12 protein-coding genes and 1 pseudogene are annotated in these 15,829 nt (G+C 59.5%); 10 read left to right on the top strand and 3 right to left on the bottom strand.

The features are described from left to right. Nucleotides 1–87 precede the first annotated feature (87 nt). Nucleotides 88–2,436 carry a polysaccharide biosynthesis tyrosine autokinase gene (locus RBH71_RS09270; RefSeq protein WP_323687259.1) on the top strand — a complete coding sequence of 783 codons (2,349 nt, stop codon included), beginning with the start codon at nucleotides 88–90 and terminating at the stop codon, nucleotides 2,434–2,436. Between the two features lie 133 nt (nucleotides 2,437–2,569). Continuing rightward, nucleotides 2,570–3,514, top strand: a complete 945-nt coding sequence (locus tag RBH71_RS09265; protein ID WP_004431727.1) for a 2-hydroxyacid dehydrogenase — start codon at nucleotides 2,570–2,572, stop codon at nucleotides 3,512–3,514. A gap of 18 nt (nucleotides 3,515–3,532) precedes the next feature. Here the strand turns inward: RBH71_RS09265 and RBH71_RS09260 are convergent. Next, nucleotides 3,533–6,507 (bottom strand): annotated as a pseudogene (locus RBH71_RS09260) (PAS domain-containing protein). 317 nt (nucleotides 6,508–6,824) lie between these two features. Here RBH71_RS09260 and RBH71_RS09255 point away from each other — a divergent pair. From RBH71_RS09255 to RBH71_RS09245, 3 genes are all read left to right on the top strand, one after another. Further along, on the top strand, nucleotides 6,825–7,823 hold the full coding sequence (locus RBH71_RS09255; RefSeq protein ID WP_004431723.1) for an ABC transporter substrate-binding protein: 999 nt from the start codon (nucleotides 6,825–6,827) through the stop codon (nucleotides 7,821–7,823). Nucleotides 7,824–7,945: 122 nt separating this feature from the next. Further along, nucleotides 7,946–8,833, top strand: coding sequence for an ABC transporter permease (locus tag RBH71_RS09250; RefSeq protein WP_004431720.1), 888 nt, complete (start codon nucleotides 7,946–7,948; stop codon nucleotides 8,831–8,833). Then, the gene (locus RBH71_RS09245) at nucleotides 8,826–9,881 is read left to right on the top strand and encodes a quaternary amine ABC transporter ATP-binding protein (protein WP_004431717.1); all 1,056 of its coding nucleotides are present in this window, start codon (nucleotides 8,826–8,828) and stop codon (nucleotides 9,879–9,881) included. The genes RBH71_RS09250 and RBH71_RS09245 overlap by 8 nt, the downstream gene beginning before the upstream one ends. On the opposite strand, the gene RBH71_RS09240 is transcribed toward RBH71_RS09245, so the two are convergent. Next, nucleotides 9,878–11,107, bottom strand: a complete 1,230-nt coding sequence (locus tag RBH71_RS09240; protein ID WP_004431716.1) for a TIGR03862 family flavoprotein — start codon at nucleotides 11,105–11,107, stop codon at nucleotides 9,878–9,880. The genes RBH71_RS09245 and RBH71_RS09240 overlap by 4 nt on opposite strands. A gap of 66 nt (nucleotides 11,108–11,173) precedes the next feature. Between RBH71_RS09240 and RBH71_RS09235 the strand changes: the two genes are divergently transcribed. Genes RBH71_RS09235 through RBH71_RS09225 form a run of 3 tightly spaced genes read left to right on the top strand, consistent with a single transcriptional unit; the run spans nucleotide 11,174 to nucleotide 13,120 of the window. After that, on the top strand, nucleotides 11,174–11,761 hold the full coding sequence (locus RBH71_RS09235) for an IMPACT family protein (protein ID WP_004431713.1): 588 nt from the start codon (nucleotides 11,174–11,176) through the stop codon (nucleotides 11,759–11,761). Nucleotides 11,762–11,816: 55 nt separating this feature from the next. Then, nucleotides 11,817–12,485: a pseudouridine synthase gene (locus RBH71_RS09230; protein ID WP_004431711.1), complete on the top strand. Its 669-nt coding sequence runs from the start codon at nucleotides 11,817–11,819 to the stop codon at nucleotides 12,483–12,485. 8 nt (nucleotides 12,486–12,493) lie between these two features. Beyond that, entirely contained in the window at nucleotides 12,494–13,120 is a 627-nt protein-coding gene (locus RBH71_RS09225) for a class I SAM-dependent methyltransferase (protein WP_004431708.1), read from the top strand. Here RBH71_RS09225 and RBH71_RS09220 read toward each other — a convergent pair whose 3' ends face one another. Continuing rightward, nucleotides 13,121–13,306, bottom strand: coding sequence for a hypothetical protein (locus RBH71_RS09220; protein ID WP_004431706.1), 186 nt, complete (start codon nucleotides 13,304–13,306; stop codon nucleotides 13,121–13,123). It abuts the gene before it with no gap. A gap of 188 nt (nucleotides 13,307–13,494) precedes the next feature. Here RBH71_RS09220 and RBH71_RS09215 point away from each other — a divergent pair, with 188 nt between their 5' ends. Both RBH71_RS09215 and RBH71_RS09210 read left to right on the top strand, forming a co-directional pair. After that, nucleotides 13,495–14,724, top strand: a complete 1,230-nt coding sequence (locus tag RBH71_RS09215) for a PQQ-dependent sugar dehydrogenase (RefSeq protein WP_004431704.1) — start codon at nucleotides 13,495–13,497, stop codon at nucleotides 14,722–14,724. Nucleotides 14,725–14,810: 86 nt separating this feature from the next. Further along, nucleotides 14,811–15,827, top strand: coding sequence for a DNA topoisomerase IB (locus RBH71_RS09210; protein WP_004431700.1), 1,017 nt, complete (start codon nucleotides 14,811–14,813; stop codon nucleotides 15,825–15,827). The last annotated feature ends 2 nt before the right edge of the window (nucleotides 15,828–15,829 follow it).

Here is a 15,829-nt window from a genome sequence, read left to right as displayed (position 1 = left end):
AGGCGGTCGGCACATCAATAACGGGGGGCGGGAAGCCGAGCGTTGCTCGGCTTCCCGCGTACCATTTTTAATTCACAAGGTAGGTCCATGCACCACAAGACCTTTAAATCCAGCATCGGTTTTCCGGATCCCGGCAAGGATGCCGACACATTTATTGACCTCGATCGCCTCTGGGCAGCCGTGGTGCGCCGCGCCAATGTCATTGCCGCCTCGGTCATCGCCGCTGTGGTTCTGGCCGGCCTTTATCTGGTGCTTGCAACCCCCGTTTACACCGCGATGACTCAGGTGCTTCTGGATGAAAGCCTTTCCCGTTACGCGGAAGAGGAATCGCCGGTACCTGCCGCCCAGATCGTCGACAACCGTATCGCCAGTGCTGTGGAAATTCTGAAATCCAAGGAAATGGCGCTGACCGTGGTCGACAAGGCCAAGCTCGACGAGAACGACACCATCGTCAATCCGTCGCTGTCGCCGGTCGATCTCGTGAAATCTTCCGTGCGCGGTATCGTCGATCTCATCCTGCCCGGAGATCCGCCGGCCTCCGAAGCGGCAATCCGCGCCGGACGCCGCGAAAAGGCAGCCGCCGTGCTGCAACAATCGCTGATCGTAGAGCGTGTCGGCCGCAGTTCGGTCATCGCCATTTCCACCCGTTCGACGGATCGGCAGCTTGCCGCGCTCATCGCCAAGACCTATGCGCAGGCCTATCTGACCGAACAGCTGAACGCCAATTTCGACGCCAGCGAGCGCGCTTCTGTGTGGCTTCAGGAGCGCATGAGCGACCTGAACCAGCGTGCGCAGGCCGCCCAGCTTGCCGTCGAAAAATTCAAGACGGACAATAATATCGTTTCTTCGCGCGGCGAGCTCATGTCGGAAGGCCAGTTGGCCGATCTCAACGGCCAGCTGATTGCCGCGCAGGCGGATGTCGCGACGGCTGCTGCACGTTATGGCCAGTACAAATCCATCATCGACCGGGGACCGGATGCAGCGGTTGACAATGCAGTCGTTTCCGCACGGGATGCCGATAACTCGGTCATTCAGGACCTTCGCAAGCGCTACATCACGATCTCTGACCGATTGCAGGGCGTCGTCCAGCAATTCGGCGCCGACCACCCTCAGGCGGTAGCGCTGGAGAGTGAGAAGAAAGAAATTGCAAGGCAGATATTCCAGGAACTGCAGCAGGTTACGGGCAGCCTGAAGAACGAATACGACGTCTCCAATTCCCGTGTGCAATCGCTTCGCGACAATATCGACCGCGTGGCGGGCCGCAATTCGCAAGCCAATATCACTATGGTGCAATTGCGTGAGCTGGAGCAGCGGGCAACCGCTCTGCGCACACTCTACCAGTCCTACCTCGGCCGCTTCGAAGAAGCATCCCAGAAGCAGTCGCTGCCGATCGCCAAGGCCCGCATCATCTCCGAAGCGGGTCTGCCGACAGCTCCGTCCAGCCCGAAAAAGACGATGACCATGGCGCTTTCCGTCATTCTCGGCCTTATGCTGGGCGGCGGCATCGCAGCGCTTCTTGAGTTCCGGGATCGCTTTTTCCACACCGGCAACGATGTGCGCGACAATCTGCGCATGCGTTTTCTGGGCTACCTGCCCTTTATCGGGGAACGGGGTGCAGAAACCGCAAAGTCGGGTACCCCTGCCGCCACCCCCGGCAGCGAGAGCACGACCATCGACGAAAACGGTCAGGTCTCGTTCCAGAAAATGCTGCGCCTTGCCGTCGACAGCCCGCGCTCAAGCTTTGCCGAGACGCTGCGCAACGTGAAGCTGACGGCTGATGTCGTTATCCAGGAACGCCAGTGCCGGGTAATCGGCGTCATCTCATGCCTGCCGAACGAGGGTAAATCGGTCGTGGCGCTCAATCTCGCCGGTCTGATCGCCTCCACCGGCAAGCGCACGCTTGTGGTGGATGCCGACATCCGCAACCCCGGCCTCAGCCGCATGCTGACAACGCGGCAATCCGCCGGTCTGGTGGAGGTCGTGCTTGACGAGATACCGTGGACGCAGGCAGTGAAGGTCGATACCCGCACGAAAATGGGCATCCTGCCGGTTTCCACCAGCAACCAGTTTGCCCATTCAAGCGAGCTTCTTGCCTCCTCCGGCATGCGCAAATTCATCAGATCGGCGCGTGAGGCCTGCGACTACATCATTGTCGACCTTGCACCCGTCGTTCCCGTCATCGACGCTAAAGCCTTCGCACCGCAGGTCGATGGTTTCGTCTTCGTTACGGAATGGGGCAAGACGCCGATCCAGATGGTGCAGAACCTGATGGCCAACGAACCGCAGATTGCCAACAAGACGTTGGGGATCGTGCTCAACAAGACCGATATGACGGAATTGCAGCGTTATGCAGGCCCCGGTGGTTCTGAGCACTATCACGAGACATTCGCGGCCTATTACGGCGACGCCAAACCGCCGGTGAAGGAAAACGCCTGAATGGTGTAGCGGCCCGGTGCAAACCGGGCCGCTTTTTTTTGCAGCTCAAATTTTGCTATCCAGCCTATGGCGTTGCCCGCAAAATTACGCATTGATGGCGACCAACCAATCGCCAGCAAGCAGGACCAGTTTCATGCCATCACCCATCGCCCTTGTTTCGCGGATGAATGCGCAAGCGGAAGCCATCTGGAAGCAAGCGCTTCGCGACGCCATGCCGGAAGAGGAAATCCTCTCCTTTTCCGAATTAAGCGGGGAGCAGAAACGCGCGGTGGACTTCGCCATCGTCGCCAATCCCGATCCAGCCGATATTGCAGCCTTGCCGGGTCTTTCGTGGATTCACAGCCTGTGGGCGGGTGTCGAACGGCTCGTTCTGGAACTGGGAGACAAGGCGCCGCCGATCGTGCGGCTGAAAGACCCGGAGCTTTCACGCGTGATGGCGGAAGCCGTGCTGGCATGGACATATTACCTGCAACGCGACATGCCGGCCTATCGCGTAAACCAGCAAAAAGCCCTCTGGCAGGAACTCGATTATCGGCATCCGGGCGAGATGACCGTCGGCCTCCTCGGCCTCGGCGCGCTCGGAACGGCTGCGGCGCAACGCCTGCTTCATGCAGGCTTCAACGTTTCCGGCTGGAGCCGCTCGGCCAAGGCAATCGAGGGAGTGGCAACGCTGACGGGCGATGACGGGCTGGGGGACTTGCTGGAAAAAAGCGACATTCTCGTCTGTCTGGTGCCGCTGACCGATGCGACGCGCGGCCTTCTGAATACCGACCGTCTCGGCGCCATGAAAAAGGGAGTCGCACTCATCAATTTCGCCCGCGGAGCCGTCGTCGTCGCCGATGACCTGATCGCGGCGCTTGATTCCGGCCAGCTTTCGCATGCGGTTCTCGATGTCTTCGAACAGGAGCCGCTACCTCACGCTTCCGCATTCTGGCAGCACCCGAAAGTGACCGTCCTGCCACATATTTCCGCGCCGACAAGCCGGGAAAGTTCAGCGAAAATAGTGGCAGGCAATGTCAAGACATGGCGTGAAACAGGTACGCTGCCGGAAACGGTCGATATGACGCGCGGTTATTGAGACAGGATGGCGGGCGGTTTATTCGCCCGCCATCGTGTTTGCCGTATGGGCCAGTTCGACAGCTGAGACGATCTGCTGTTCGTCATAGGGCTTGGTCAAAAGCACTGCCGTTTCCGGCGCCCCGTTCGGCAGTTGGTTGTCTCCCGTGGCAAACACGATGGCTAGTCCCGGTTTCCGGCGCAATGCCTCAACCGCCAGCTCGCCGCCCTTCATGTCCGGCAGGCCTATGTCGGTAACGAGAACATCGATCTCTTCCGTCTCGATCGCCTTTAGCGCCTGCACAGCATTTCCGGCCTCGACGACGGCAAAGCCGTTATCGGCCAGCATCTCGGTCGAATTCATCCGGATCAACTCGTCATCCTCAACAAGAAGCACGCAAACCGATCTGGTCTCGTCTCCGACGACCTGCGCGGATTCGGGGGTTTTGGAATGACGCGGTGATGATACCGGCCTCGTCTTGGCGAGAGAAACCTGCTTGCGATTGGCGATGACATGGCGGATGCGCCGCGCCAGCGCTTCGCGCGTGTAAGGCTTGGAGAGCAGTTCCACCCCGGAATCCAGCTTGCCGCCATGCACGATGGAGTTTTCCGTATAACCGGATGTGAAGAGAACGGCGAGATTAGGCAACCTTTCCTGCGCCCGGCGCGCCATTTCCCGGCTTTTCAAAGGTCCCGGCATCACCACATCGGTGAAGATTACGTCAATCGGAATGCCGCTTTCGACCACCGTCAAACCAGCCTGCGCATCGCGGGCAGTGAGCACGCGGTAACCGAGATCGCTCAGTGTCTCGACGACGGTGCTGCGCACCTCCTCGTCATCCTCCACCACAAGGATCGTTTCCGTGCCACCCTCGACGGGGCCGGTCGGTATCACCACTTCCCTGTCCTCGTCGGCGGCGGATCGCGGTAGATACATCTTCACCGTCGTGCCCTGCCCCACCTCGCTATAGATGTTGACATGGCCACTGGACTGTTTTGCAAAACCGTAAACCATCGAAAGGCCGAGACCGGTGCCCTTGCCTTCCGGTTTCGTCGAAAAGAACGGCTCGAACACCTTTTCCAGAATGTCCGGCGACATGCCCGATCCGGTATCGGTAACAGCCAGCATGACATATTGCCCCGGCGAGACTTCCGAATGCTTGCGCGCGTAATCGCGATCGAGAACCGCATTGCCGACCTCGATTGTCAGCTTGCCGTGCCCTTCCATGGCATCACGCGCATTGATCGCCAGATTAAGGAGAGCGTTTTCCACCTGGTTGGGGTCGGCATAGGTATTCCACAGGCCGCCGGAGGTGATGACCTCAACCTCGATCGCCTCACCAAGCGAACGGCGCAGGAGATCGTCCATGCCGGTAACGAAGCGGGAGATGTTGATAACGCGCGGTTCCAGCGCCTGACGACGGCCAAAGGCCAGAAGCTGGCTTGCAAGCTTGGCACCGCGATGAACGCCGGCCAGCGCATTTTCCAGCCGCCGTTCGGCACGCTCGTTGCCAATCACGTCCTTTGACAGCAATTGCAGATTGCCCGCGATTACCTGAAGAAGATTGTTGAAATCATGCGCGACGCCACCGGTCAACTGGCCGATGGATTCCATTTTCTGCGCCTGCTGCAACGCTCTTTCGGTCTGGCGGCGCTCGGCGATTTCCGTCTCGACCCGCGCTTCCAGCCCTTCATTCAATTGGCGAAGCTGCTCTTCCGCTCTTATGCGGTGGCGATCTCGCGTTCCAGATTGCTGGCATGTTCTTTAAGCGTGTTCTCGGCCAGCCGCTGTTCGGTGATATCCGTGTGGACACCCACCCATTCCGCAATATCACCGGAATTGTCGAAAATCGGAACGCCACGGATCGCAAATGTGCGGTAGACGCCGTCATGGCGGCGAACGCGATGCTCCCAAATATAGGTCGCCCGCGCGGAAACGGCTTTTGTCCAGCTTTCCAGCGAATGGTCCCTGTCTTCGGGATGAACCGCTTCGACCCAGCCGAACCCCTGATACTCGTCGAAGCTCTGCCCGGTAAGTGCACCCCACGCAGGCTGCTCACCCAGCATCATGCCGTCGGCGGTATTGGTCCAAAGCACGCCGTGGACCGCATCAACAGCGGCGCGGAAACGGTTATTGCTAAGCACGATTTCGTGCTCGGAACGTTTCCGGTCCTCGATATCGATGATCAGCACATAAATGCCATCAACCGAACCATCTGCGATATAGCGGGGAACATAACGGATTTCGGCGGCTCGCTTGCTGCCATCCGGTCTGCTGATCACCGTATCCGAAACGATCTTTTCGCCGCCGAGCGCACGATCGAGATAGGCCCTGCGCGAACTGAAGAACGCGTCTCCAACAATTTCCGGAACGCTACGGCCGATCACCTCCTCGGCGCTGCGGCCGAACCACTCCAGATAACCGTCATTGGCGAATTTATAGACATAGTCGCGATCGACATATCCCACCAGGATTGGCAGGGCATTGGTAAGCCGGCTCAGCTCCTTGCGGCTCTGCTCCAGCGCCTCCACGGCCTTCACCTTTTCGGTGTTTTCAAGCACCGTGCACAGGACGCCGTCCACCGCGCCGCCATCATTGTAGATCGGCGTATAGAACAGATCGAAGATCACCTCTTCCGGCTGACCGTGCCGCATCAGCGTCATCGGCTGGTCGCGATAAGCCATGACCTCGCCACGAAAGCCAGCCTCCAGAATGCGGCTGTTCCAGTCCCAGATCTCGGGCCAGATACCTGGCACCGTTCCGCCCAGCGCCCGCGGGTGATAATTGCCGGCAATTTCCGCATAGCCGTCATTGTAGATCATCACATGATCCGCACCCCACATCAGCACCTGCGGAATGGGAGAGTTGACGACGGAATTGGCCTTCTGCCTCAAATTCTGCGGCCAGTCGCTAATCGGACCGAGCGATGTCTTCGACCAGTCGAAGCCACGCACAAGCTCACCCGTTTCACCGCCGCCGATCGGCCATACCGGGGCAGCACGAAGATTGGTCATTCAATATCACCACAAAAAAGAGACGAAATTTTCCGTAGTACAGAACGGAATAAATGTCCAAGAAAACAGAAACTTCTGCTTGTTGTTCACGGCTTTTCAGAAGCGCGACCGGCAAGACTGGGGAATTCGCACGCCGCAAATTTCGCAGAAGCACCCCACAAGCGTGATGATTGATTGACGATTGCCATCCTCAATACGCCAAAAACTGCCGCAAACGGAACGGCAACAAAGTAATTATTAACGCTCAATGCGGGTGCTGGCGGTCGCGGTGCCGTCAGCGCCCGGGTCTTCGCACACCGCGACCAGAGGGAACAAAAATGAAAATACTTTTGGGTGCCACAATTCTTTCCGCCGGCTTCGCCCTTACAGGCGGTGCAGCCTTTGCTGCGGACTGTGGAAACGTCACGATCGCCAGCATGAACTGGCAATCCGCTGAAGTCGCCGCCAATCTCGACAAGATCATTCTGGAAAAGGGTTACGGTTGCAGCGCTGAAATCGTCACAGGCGACACCGTACCGACATTGACCTCCATGGCCGAAAAGGGCCAGCCTGATATCGCGCCGGAGGCCTGGGTCAGCCTGCAGCCGGAAATCGTCAAACAGGGACTTGAGGGCGGCAAGGTCGTGGCGGCCGCCAAGATTCTGTCGGACGGCGCTGTGCAGGGATGGTGGATCCCGAAATATGTCGCCGATGCCAACCCCGATCTCAAGACCATTCCTGATCTCTTCAAACATCCCGAGCTCTTCCCCTCGCCTGAAGACAAGGCAAAGGGCGCCGTCTTCAACGGCCCGCAGGGCTGGGGCGGCACCGTCGTCACCGCCCAGCTTTTCAAGGCTTTTGGTGGTGAAAAGGCCGGCTTCACCCTGGTGGACACCGGTTCCGCCGCAGGTCTCGACGGCTCGGTCGCCAAGGCTTACGAAGCGAAACAGCCGTGGGTAGGCTATTACTGGGCTCCGACCTCGCTGCTCGGCAAATATGAGATGGTGAAGCTCGGCTTCGGCACGGAATATGACTCTGCCGAATGGAAGCGCTGCACCTCGGTTGCCGATTGCGCGGACCCGAAGCCCAATGCATGGCAGGTTGACGACGTGCAGACGCTGGTCAGCAAGACCTTTGCCGACCGCGCCGGCCCGGCCATGGACTATCTGAACAAACGCGCCTGGACCAACGACACCGTCAACAAGCTGATCGCCTGGATGACCGACAATCAGGCAACCGGCGAAGATGGCGCGAAACACTTCCTGAAGGAAAACGAGGCTCTGTGGACGGGCTGGGTTTCCCCCGACGTCGCGCAAAAGGTCAAGGCTGCCCTCTAAAAGGGTGGCACGACATATGTGGTCGACAGCTTGGCCCGCCAATGGCGGCGCCCGGCCGTTTTTAAGTTCCGGAGCGCGGCGGATATTGCCCGCCGGCCCCGGTTCGTCGTGGAGAACAGGATATGGATTGGCTTTTCAAATTTCCGACCATGAATGACGATGCCCTGCGTGCGCTGAAGAAAGTGATCGACGAGGGGTTTCGGGGTTTCACCAGAGCCTATGGCGGCACGATAGAGGGGCTGTTCACACCGCTCCAAAGCTTCCTCATCTGGGCGGAAAGGCTTTTGATCGGCACCCCCTGGCCGGTCGTTATTCTTATTGTCGGCGTACTCGCCTGGTTTGCCAGCCGCAGCGCCACCATTGTTGGACTATGTTGCGGTATTCTCTTTGCCATCGGCTGGTTCGGCATGTGGGAAGACACGATGAAGACGATCTCGATGATCTTCGTCTGCGCCGTGCTCTCGATCGTGATCGGTTTGCCGATTGGCATCGCCATGGCGCGGTCCAACCGCCTGCAGAGTATCGTGAACCCCGTTCTCGACGTCATGCAGACGATGCCGAGTTTCGTCTATCTCATTCCCGTCGTCATGCTGCTCGGCATCGGCCGTGTCCCGGGCGTCATCGCCGTGGTGATCTACGCCATTCCGCCGATGATCCGGCTTACCAATCTCGGCATCCGCATGGTTGACCGGGACGTGCTGGAAGCGGCAGACGCTTACGGTTCCTCGAAGCGCCAGAAGCTTTTCAAGGTGCAGCTGCCGCTTGCACTCCCCACCATCATGGCGGGCATCAACCAGACAATCATGATGGCGCTCGCCATGGTCGTCATCGCCTCCATGATAGGTGTTCAGGGCCTTGGCCAGCCGGTTCTGAAGGCCATCGCCAACCAGTATTTCACGCTCGGTGTGTTCAACGGCCTGGCAATCGTCGGCATCGCCATCATCTTCGACCGCATCAGCCAGGCCTACGGCCTTCGCCTGCAAAAACACCGGGAAGTGGCGCATGGCTAGTCAATCGATCGAAATCCGCAGCCTTTACAAGATTTTCGGCTCCAAGGCGGAGAACTACATCGACGCCGTGAAGGGCGGCATGTCCAAGGCGGAACTGAACACCAAGCACGGCCATGTGCTCGGCCTAAGCGACATCAACATCACCATGCCGGGCGGGCAGATCACCGTGATCATGGGCCTTTCCGGCTCGGGAAAATCGACGCTGATCCGCCACGTCAACCGCCTGATCGACCCGACAGCGGGAGAAATCCTTTATGGCGGAACGGATGTCTGTCGCCTCAACGAAGCGGAACTTCTGGAATTCCGCCGCCACAAGACGGCGATGGTATTCCAGAAATTCGGCCTGCTGCCGCACCGCAACGTGCTGCAAAACGTCGTCTATGGCCTTGAGGTGCAGGGCGTCGACAAGGGCGAGCGGGAAGAAAAAGCCGACGTCTGGATCAAGCGGGTGGGGCTGGAAGGCTTTTCGAGCCATTATCCGAACCAGCTTTCAGGCGGCATGCAGCAGCGCGTGGGTCTCGCCCGCGCGCTGACCAACAACGCCGAAATCCTGCTGATGGACGAGGCCTATTCGGCACTTGATCCACTCATCCGCGTCGACATGCAGACAGTGCTGCTGGAATTGCAGAAAGAGCTGAAGAAAACCGTCGTCTTCATCACCCACGATCTGGATGAGGCTCTTCGGCTGGGAGACAAGATCGCCATTCTGCGCGACGGCGAGATCATCCAGCAGGGTACGGCCGCCGAAATTGTCATGAGTCCGGCAGACAGCTATATCGAAGCCTTCGTGGAAGAGGTCAACCGTGGCCGGGTCATTCGTCTCGGCGCCATCGTCCAGCCGGAGTTTACCGGCCAGTCGCGTCTTCAGCTCGATGCGGACATGACCGTCGAGGAAGGCTTGCGCGCGCTCGTCAGGGAGGATGTCGGCAGTGCCGTGATCATCGGCGAAAACGGCAAGTCACTCGGCTCCGTCACCACGGATGCCATCATGCGCTGCCTCGTCAGGACCACGCCAAGCGCGGAAAAAAAACTGGCCGAGGCCGGTTAGGCCAAGCCGTCGAGCCATTTGGTCATGCCCTTGGCGGCGGCCTTGCCAGTGGCAAAACAGGCGGTCAGCAGATAACCGCCGGTCGGCGCCTCCCAGTCCAGCATTTCCCCGGCAGCAAAAATGCCGGGGAGTTTTTTCAGCATGTAGTTCTCATCGATACCTTGCCAGTCAACGCCCCCAGCCGATGAAATCGCCTCGGCAATCGGTCTCGTCCGTGCAAGCGGTATCTCCGCATGTTTGATTCTTGCGGCGACCAGATCATCCGGCATCGCCGAGATATCGTGAAAGATTTCCCGCAGAAGTCCGACCTTGACGGCGGAGAGGCCCACGGCCTTCCGCAACCGGTTTGCAAAACTCTCCTTGCGGCCAAGCTTTGCCAGATCCCGGCCAAGGCGCTCCACGGTACGTCCCGGCGCCAGATCGACAGCGAGTGTCGCCTTTCCCGTGTGTTCCAGCTGGTCGCGAAGTGCGGCGGAATGGGCATAGATGACGCTGCCCTCAATGCCGTGCTGCGTCACCACGAACTCACCCTGAAACGCTCCGGCCGGGGAAATGGTGGTGACGGATTTCAACGCCTCACCGGCAAAACGCTGCCGGAAGACATCGCTCCAATCGACATCAAAGCCACAATTGGCGGGGCGGAAAGGGTTAAGCTCCACGCCTTCAGCCGCGAGTGCCGGCACCCATGCCGCATCCGAACCCAGATGCGGCCAGCTTGCGCCGCCGAGCGCCAGAAGAACGGCATCGGCCTTCATGAAGACATCGCCCTCCGGTGTCGCGAAAACCAGCCCGTCTGCGGAAAAACCCATCCAGCGATGCCGCGTCTTGATGATAACGCCGTGTGCCTCCAGCCGGGCAAGCCATGCCCGCAACAGCGGCGAGGCCTTCATGACCGTCGGAAACACCCGACCTGACGTGCCGACGAAGGTCTCCTGCCCCAGACCTTGCGCCCAGTGACGCAGCGCGCCGGGCGTGAAATCATCGAGGGCGGCGCGCAGCTTTTGCTCCGCGTCGCCAAAACGGTGGAGGAAAATGTCGTAGTCTTCGGCATGGGTGATGTTGAGACCGGATTTTCCGGCCATCAGCAATTTGCGCGCGACGGTCGGCATGGCCTCGAACACCGTTACGGCATGGCCAGCCGCAGACAGCACTTCGGCCGCCATCAGGCCCGCTGGCCCGCCGCCGACAATCGCGACCTGCCTTGCCTTCTTCAAAACCCGCTCCATCGCATCTTCGCCATTGTGGCCTTATACCGATTTCCGCGGGCGAATATATGCGATATTGAAGCGCGCATGTTCACGCTCGACCGACCCGTCACCTTTTCGCAGGATATCAAGAAAAGCCGCTTCATTGCCTTTGCAGCACCTGTCACTGGCGAGGAGGATTCGAAAAGCTTCCTTGCGGCGCATTCTGACTTCGACGCAAACCACAATTGCTGGGCATGGCGAACCGGCCAGACCTATCGTTTCAGTGACGACGGCGAGCCTTCCGGCACGGCGGGAAAGCCAATCCTTCAGGCTATCGACGGTCAGGCCCTGGACAATGTCGCGGTCCTCGTCATCCGCTGGTTCGGCGGCATTCTGCTCGGCAGCGGCGGCCTCATGCGCGCCTATGGCGGCACGGCGGCGGCCTGCCTTCGGCTTGGCGAGACGTCACCGGTCATCGCCTATGTCAGCGCGACCTTGAGCTGCCCGTTCTCCGATCTGGCCCTGGTAAAATCGCGCCTCGCCGCCACGCAAAACCTGCGAGTGGAAAAGGAGGACTTCACCGGCACCGGCGCGGATATGCAGCTTTCGGTTCCCGTAGAGGAAGCCGAGCGTCTGACACGGCTCATCAGCGATCTGACCAGTGGCCGCGTCAATCTTCATATTCCGGACTAATCATATTGCGCGGTGGGCATCTGGCCCCATGCCCGATTTGTGCTAAGGAAGCGCAATGTCATCTGAGCTTTCCAACCCCGTCTATAATCCGCCGCTCGAACCGTGGCTCACTATCGTGCACCGGGATGACGATCTACTGGTGCTGGACAAGCCGAGCGGACTTCTTTCGGTGCCGGGACGCGATCCCGCGCTCTCCGACAGTCTTTTGACGCGCGTGCAGAAACAGTTTCCAAAAGCACTGATGATCAACCGGCTGGACAAGGATACATCAGGCATCGTGTTGATGTCCCTGAACCGCAAGGCGCACGCGACCGTCGCCGCCCAGTTCGAGAACCGCCAGACCCGCAAATCCTATGTTGCCGTCGTCTGGGGTGAAGTCGAGGGTGAAGAGGGCAAGGTGGACCTGCCACTTGCGATCGACCCCGAGAACAAGCCCCGCCACCGGGTGGACCACGACCATGGCAAGCCGGCGCAAAGCCTTTGGCGCGTGCTGGAAAGATTGCCGCTTCCCGCTACGAGGCTCGCACTTGCCCCTCTCACCGGCCGCACCCATCAATTGCGGGTGCATATGAAGGCTCTCGGCCACCCTATCCTTGGCGATGAATTTTATGCAGAAGGTGAAGCGCTCGCCGCCGCGCCGCGTCTTATGCTGCATGCCGAGGCGGTGGGCTTTCGTCACCCGGATGGCCGCGACGTCACCTATACCGTGCCCTGCCCCTTCTGAGGCCTGCGATGAAAGAACAAGACGAAAGCTTCGTGGTGGATTTTGTTGGCGGTGCGGTCGGTCACCGTTTCCGCTCCGGCGAGGGGCGCGGACAGGCTCTGCCGAAGGCCGCGGGCTTCACCAAAGGCCGCACGCCAAAAATCGTCGATGCTACGGCAGGGCTCGGGCGCGATGCCTTTCTGTTGGCGTCACTCGGAGCCGAAGTTACGCTGATAGAGCGTTCACCCGGTATGCACGCCCACCTTGCTGACGGCATTCGCCGCGCATTGGAGGCGGGTGGAGCCTATGCCGAGGCTGCCTCCCGCATGACGCTGCTGCAGGGCGATTCCCGGCTTCTGCTGAAAGAACTTTCACCGGAGGTGGTGATCGTCGACCCAATGCATCCGCCGCGCCACAACACGGCGCTGGTGAAAAAGGAGATGCGGGTGCTGCGGGAACTGGTGGGATCCGATCCCGATCAGGTAGAGCTTATGGAGGCTGCGCTTGAACATGCGACGAAGCGGGTGGTTCTAAAATGGCCTCTGCGCGCCGAACCTATGCCCGGCATTCGCAAGCCTTCGCACCAGATAACGGGAAAGAACACCCGATATGATGTTTTCATGATTTTCGGAAAATCTCTCGATCCGGAGGACTGATCAGCGGAAGTTCGGCTTGCGCTGAGCGTTCATTAAAAGCTCGTGCCGGGATGCGAATTCTCCGAACAGCCTTCTCAACCGTGTCTCCTCGGCCTTGTCCAGCCGGTAACGGCGGCAAAACTCCGCAACATTGAGAATTGGCTTGGCTCTGTTCCCGTCTATGTTCTTGTTGTCGATGATCTGCATGGCGGCGCCCTCCGTGTAACCAGGGGGAAAACGTAGGCGTGGGCTTGCGGTTCCCTGTAAGTTTACATGGATGAAAAAAGAGGATGCCGCCCGTACACGGCCTCATCAAGTTTTCTTGAAACTATCGCAAGAAACGAATTCCTCCCCAAATGGTTCTCTGCCCGATGCAGACAAAGGAAGGGAGACCCATGTTCCGCAACAACCGATTTCTGAGTTCGACGATGCTATTCGCGCTGCTGGCCGTACCACTTGCCGGCGGCGCCCACGCACAGACCGCCCCGGCAGTCGAGACGAAACGGCCCAATGCGCCGGATCAGAAACCGGCTTTCGAGGGTCAGACCCGTGCGCCGCAAGCCGCCACTCAGCCGGATGTCGAAAAAACCGTCATTGCCGAGGGCCTACCGCATATCTGGTCGATGGAATTCCTGCCCGATGGCCGCATGATCGTGGCGGCCAAGGAAGGCGCAATGCACATCGTCGCAGACGGCAAAGCTGGCCCAGCGATCGAAGGCGTGCCGGAGGTAGCGTCCGACGGACAGGGCGGTCTGCTCGACATCGCGCTGGCTCCCGATTTCGAAACCTCCCGTAAAATCTTCTTCTCTTTTTCCGAGCCACGGGATGGCGGCAACGGCACCTCCGTCGCATCGGCCAAGTTGACCGAAGAGGGTGGAGCAGCAAAACTGGAAGACGTCTCGGTGATCTTCCGCCAGATGCCGACCTATGATGGCGATAAGCATTTCGGCTCCCGCCTGGTCTTCGGCCAGAACAACGAGCTCTACGTCACCGTCGGTGAACGTTCAGACGCAACGCCGCGTGTGCAGGCGCAGGACCTGTCGAGCGGGCTTGGCAAGGTCTTCCGCATTGATGCCGAAGGCAAGGCCTTCGAGGGCAACCCCTTCGCCGGCCAGCAGAACGCCCTCCCCGAGATATGGAGCTATGGCCACCGTAACCTCCAGTCGGCAGCACTGGATGGACAGGGCAGGCTCTGGACAGTGGAACATGGCCCGAAAGGCGGCGACGAGATGAACCTGCCGAAGGCGGGCCTCAATTATGGCTGGCCGGTCATCACCTACGGTGTCGAATATAGCGGTCGGTCCGTTGGCGAAGGTGCCACCGCCAAGGAAGGCATGGAACAGCCGGTTTATTATTGGGACCCCGTCATCGGCCCGTCCGGCATGGCCTTTTACGACGCCGACCAGATTTCCGAGTGGAAGGGAGCCTTCATCGTAGGCGGTCTGGTGAGCCAGGGCCTCGTCATCCTGCACATTGACGGCGACAAGGTTGCGACGGAAAGCCGATTGCCGCTGGAAGCGCGCATTCGTGATGTGAAAGTGGGTCCGGATGGCGCCGTCTATGCCGTGACCGAAGAGCGCGGCGGCGGCAACTCGCAAATTTTGCGGATCGCCAAGGCCGGCTGAGAAAGTCATGACCGGAACAGCAGGCCGCCGGAACGAAGGCGGCCTGTTCCTCGTTTCCTGCAACCTTAAACCTGCCGGAAAAAACGATGCCACAACCGCCCACCCGCCTTCTTGCCAAAATCGGACTTGCCTATGTCAACGATCAGGAGCCGGGCATAGCCCGAGAAAGGCGCGGGCGCGGTTTCTGTTACCGGTTGCCGGGCGGCGAACTTCTGTCCGATAACGTGGAGTTGAAGCGCATCAAATCGCTCGGCGTCCCGCCTGCCTACAAAGATGTCTGGATATGCATCGACCCATCCGGGCATTTGCAGGCAACGGGCTTTGATGCGCGCGGGCGAAAGCAATATCGTTACCATCCCGACTGGCACGCATTGCGCGGTGAGACGAAGTTCTTTCAGCTGAAAAGCTTCGGCAAGGCGCTGCCTGCCATCCGGCGACGCGCCATGGCTGACATTGCAAAACAGGATCACGGTCAGGACATGACACTGGCGGCCCTGACGCTGCTTCTCGATGCCGCCTATCTGCGCGTCGGCAACCGTTCTTATCTTGAAACCAACGGTACCTATGGCGCAACCACATTGCTCAAGCGCCACGTGTCCTTCGGCGAGACAATCGAATTGCGCTTTGCAGCCAAGGGCGGGCAGAAGGTGAAACGGCAATTGCGCCACCCGCGCCTTCAAAAAATCCTCGAGGAAATCGCCGATCTGCCCGGCAAGGAGCTGTTTGTCTGGCAGGACAGTGAAAACCGGGTTCACTCCGTCGATTCAAGCGATCTCAACGCCTATCTTTCCCGCGTCGGCGGACAAGGCATTTCTGCCAAGACTTTCCGTACCTGGGGCGGAACGCTTGCGGCCTTCTGTCATGCGATGAAACATGTGGCTGCGGGTGAAAAACCCAGCATCAAGGGTATGTGTCAGGCAGCGGCGACGGAACTGTCCAACACACCCGCCATTTGCCGCAAGAGCTACGTACATCCTACCGTTCTCGATATAGCGACGGAGGAGAAGGCGCAGAAGAAGCTTGGCCGTATTCTGAAGGTGGGCGCAAAGCCGGTCTCGGGCCTCAGGGCCGATGAAAGACGTCTGCTTGCCTTCCTGCCGTGATA

Origin of the sequence: Rhizobium sp. AN68, assembly GCF_030758035.1 — a bacterium.
GTDB classification, from domain to species: domain Bacteria; phylum Pseudomonadota; class Alphaproteobacteria; order Rhizobiales; family Rhizobiaceae; genus Agrobacterium; species Agrobacterium tumefaciens.
The sequence above is the reverse complement of the archived record's forward strand: the minus strand, read 5'-3'. Positions and strand labels throughout refer to the sequence as shown.

Bases quoted from the DNA above. Each gene is read 5' to 3' on its own strand.
- RBH71_RS09270 (WP_323687259.1), top strand. From the start codon at position 88: ATGCACCACAAGACCTTTAAATCCAGCATCGGTTTTCCGGATCCCGGC.
- RBH71_RS09265 (WP_004431727.1), top strand. From the start codon at position 2,570: ATGCCATCACCCATCGCCCTTGTTTCGCGGATGAATGCGCAAGCGGAA.
- RBH71_RS09255 (WP_004431723.1), top strand. From the start codon at position 6,825: ATGAAAATACTTTTGGGTGCCACAATTCTTTCCGCCGGCTTCGCCCTT.
- RBH71_RS09250 (WP_004431720.1), top strand. From the start codon at position 7,946: ATGGATTGGCTTTTCAAATTTCCGACCATGAATGACGATGCCCTGCGT.
- RBH71_RS09245 (WP_004431717.1), top strand. From the start codon at position 8,826: ATGGCTAGTCAATCGATCGAAATCCGCAGCCTTTACAAGATTTTCGGC.
- RBH71_RS09240 (WP_004431716.1), bottom strand. From the start codon at position 11,107: ATGGAGCGGGTTTTGAAGAAGGCAAGGCAGGTCGCGATTGTCGGCGGC.
- RBH71_RS09235 (WP_004431713.1), top strand. From the start codon at position 11,174: ATGTTCACGCTCGACCGACCCGTCACCTTTTCGCAGGATATCAAGAAA.
- RBH71_RS09230 (WP_004431711.1), top strand. From the start codon at position 11,817: ATGTCATCTGAGCTTTCCAACCCCGTCTATAATCCGCCGCTCGAACCG.
- RBH71_RS09225 (WP_004431708.1), top strand. From the start codon at position 12,494: ATGAAAGAACAAGACGAAAGCTTCGTGGTGGATTTTGTTGGCGGTGCG.
- RBH71_RS09220 (WP_004431706.1), bottom strand. From the start codon at position 13,306: ATGCAGATCATCGACAACAAGAACATAGACGGGAACAGAGCCAAGCCA.
- RBH71_RS09215 (WP_004431704.1), top strand. From the start codon at position 13,495: ATGTTCCGCAACAACCGATTTCTGAGTTCGACGATGCTATTCGCGCTG.
- RBH71_RS09210 (WP_004431700.1), top strand. From the start codon at position 14,811: ATGCCACAACCGCCCACCCGCCTTCTTGCCAAAATCGGACTTGCCTAT.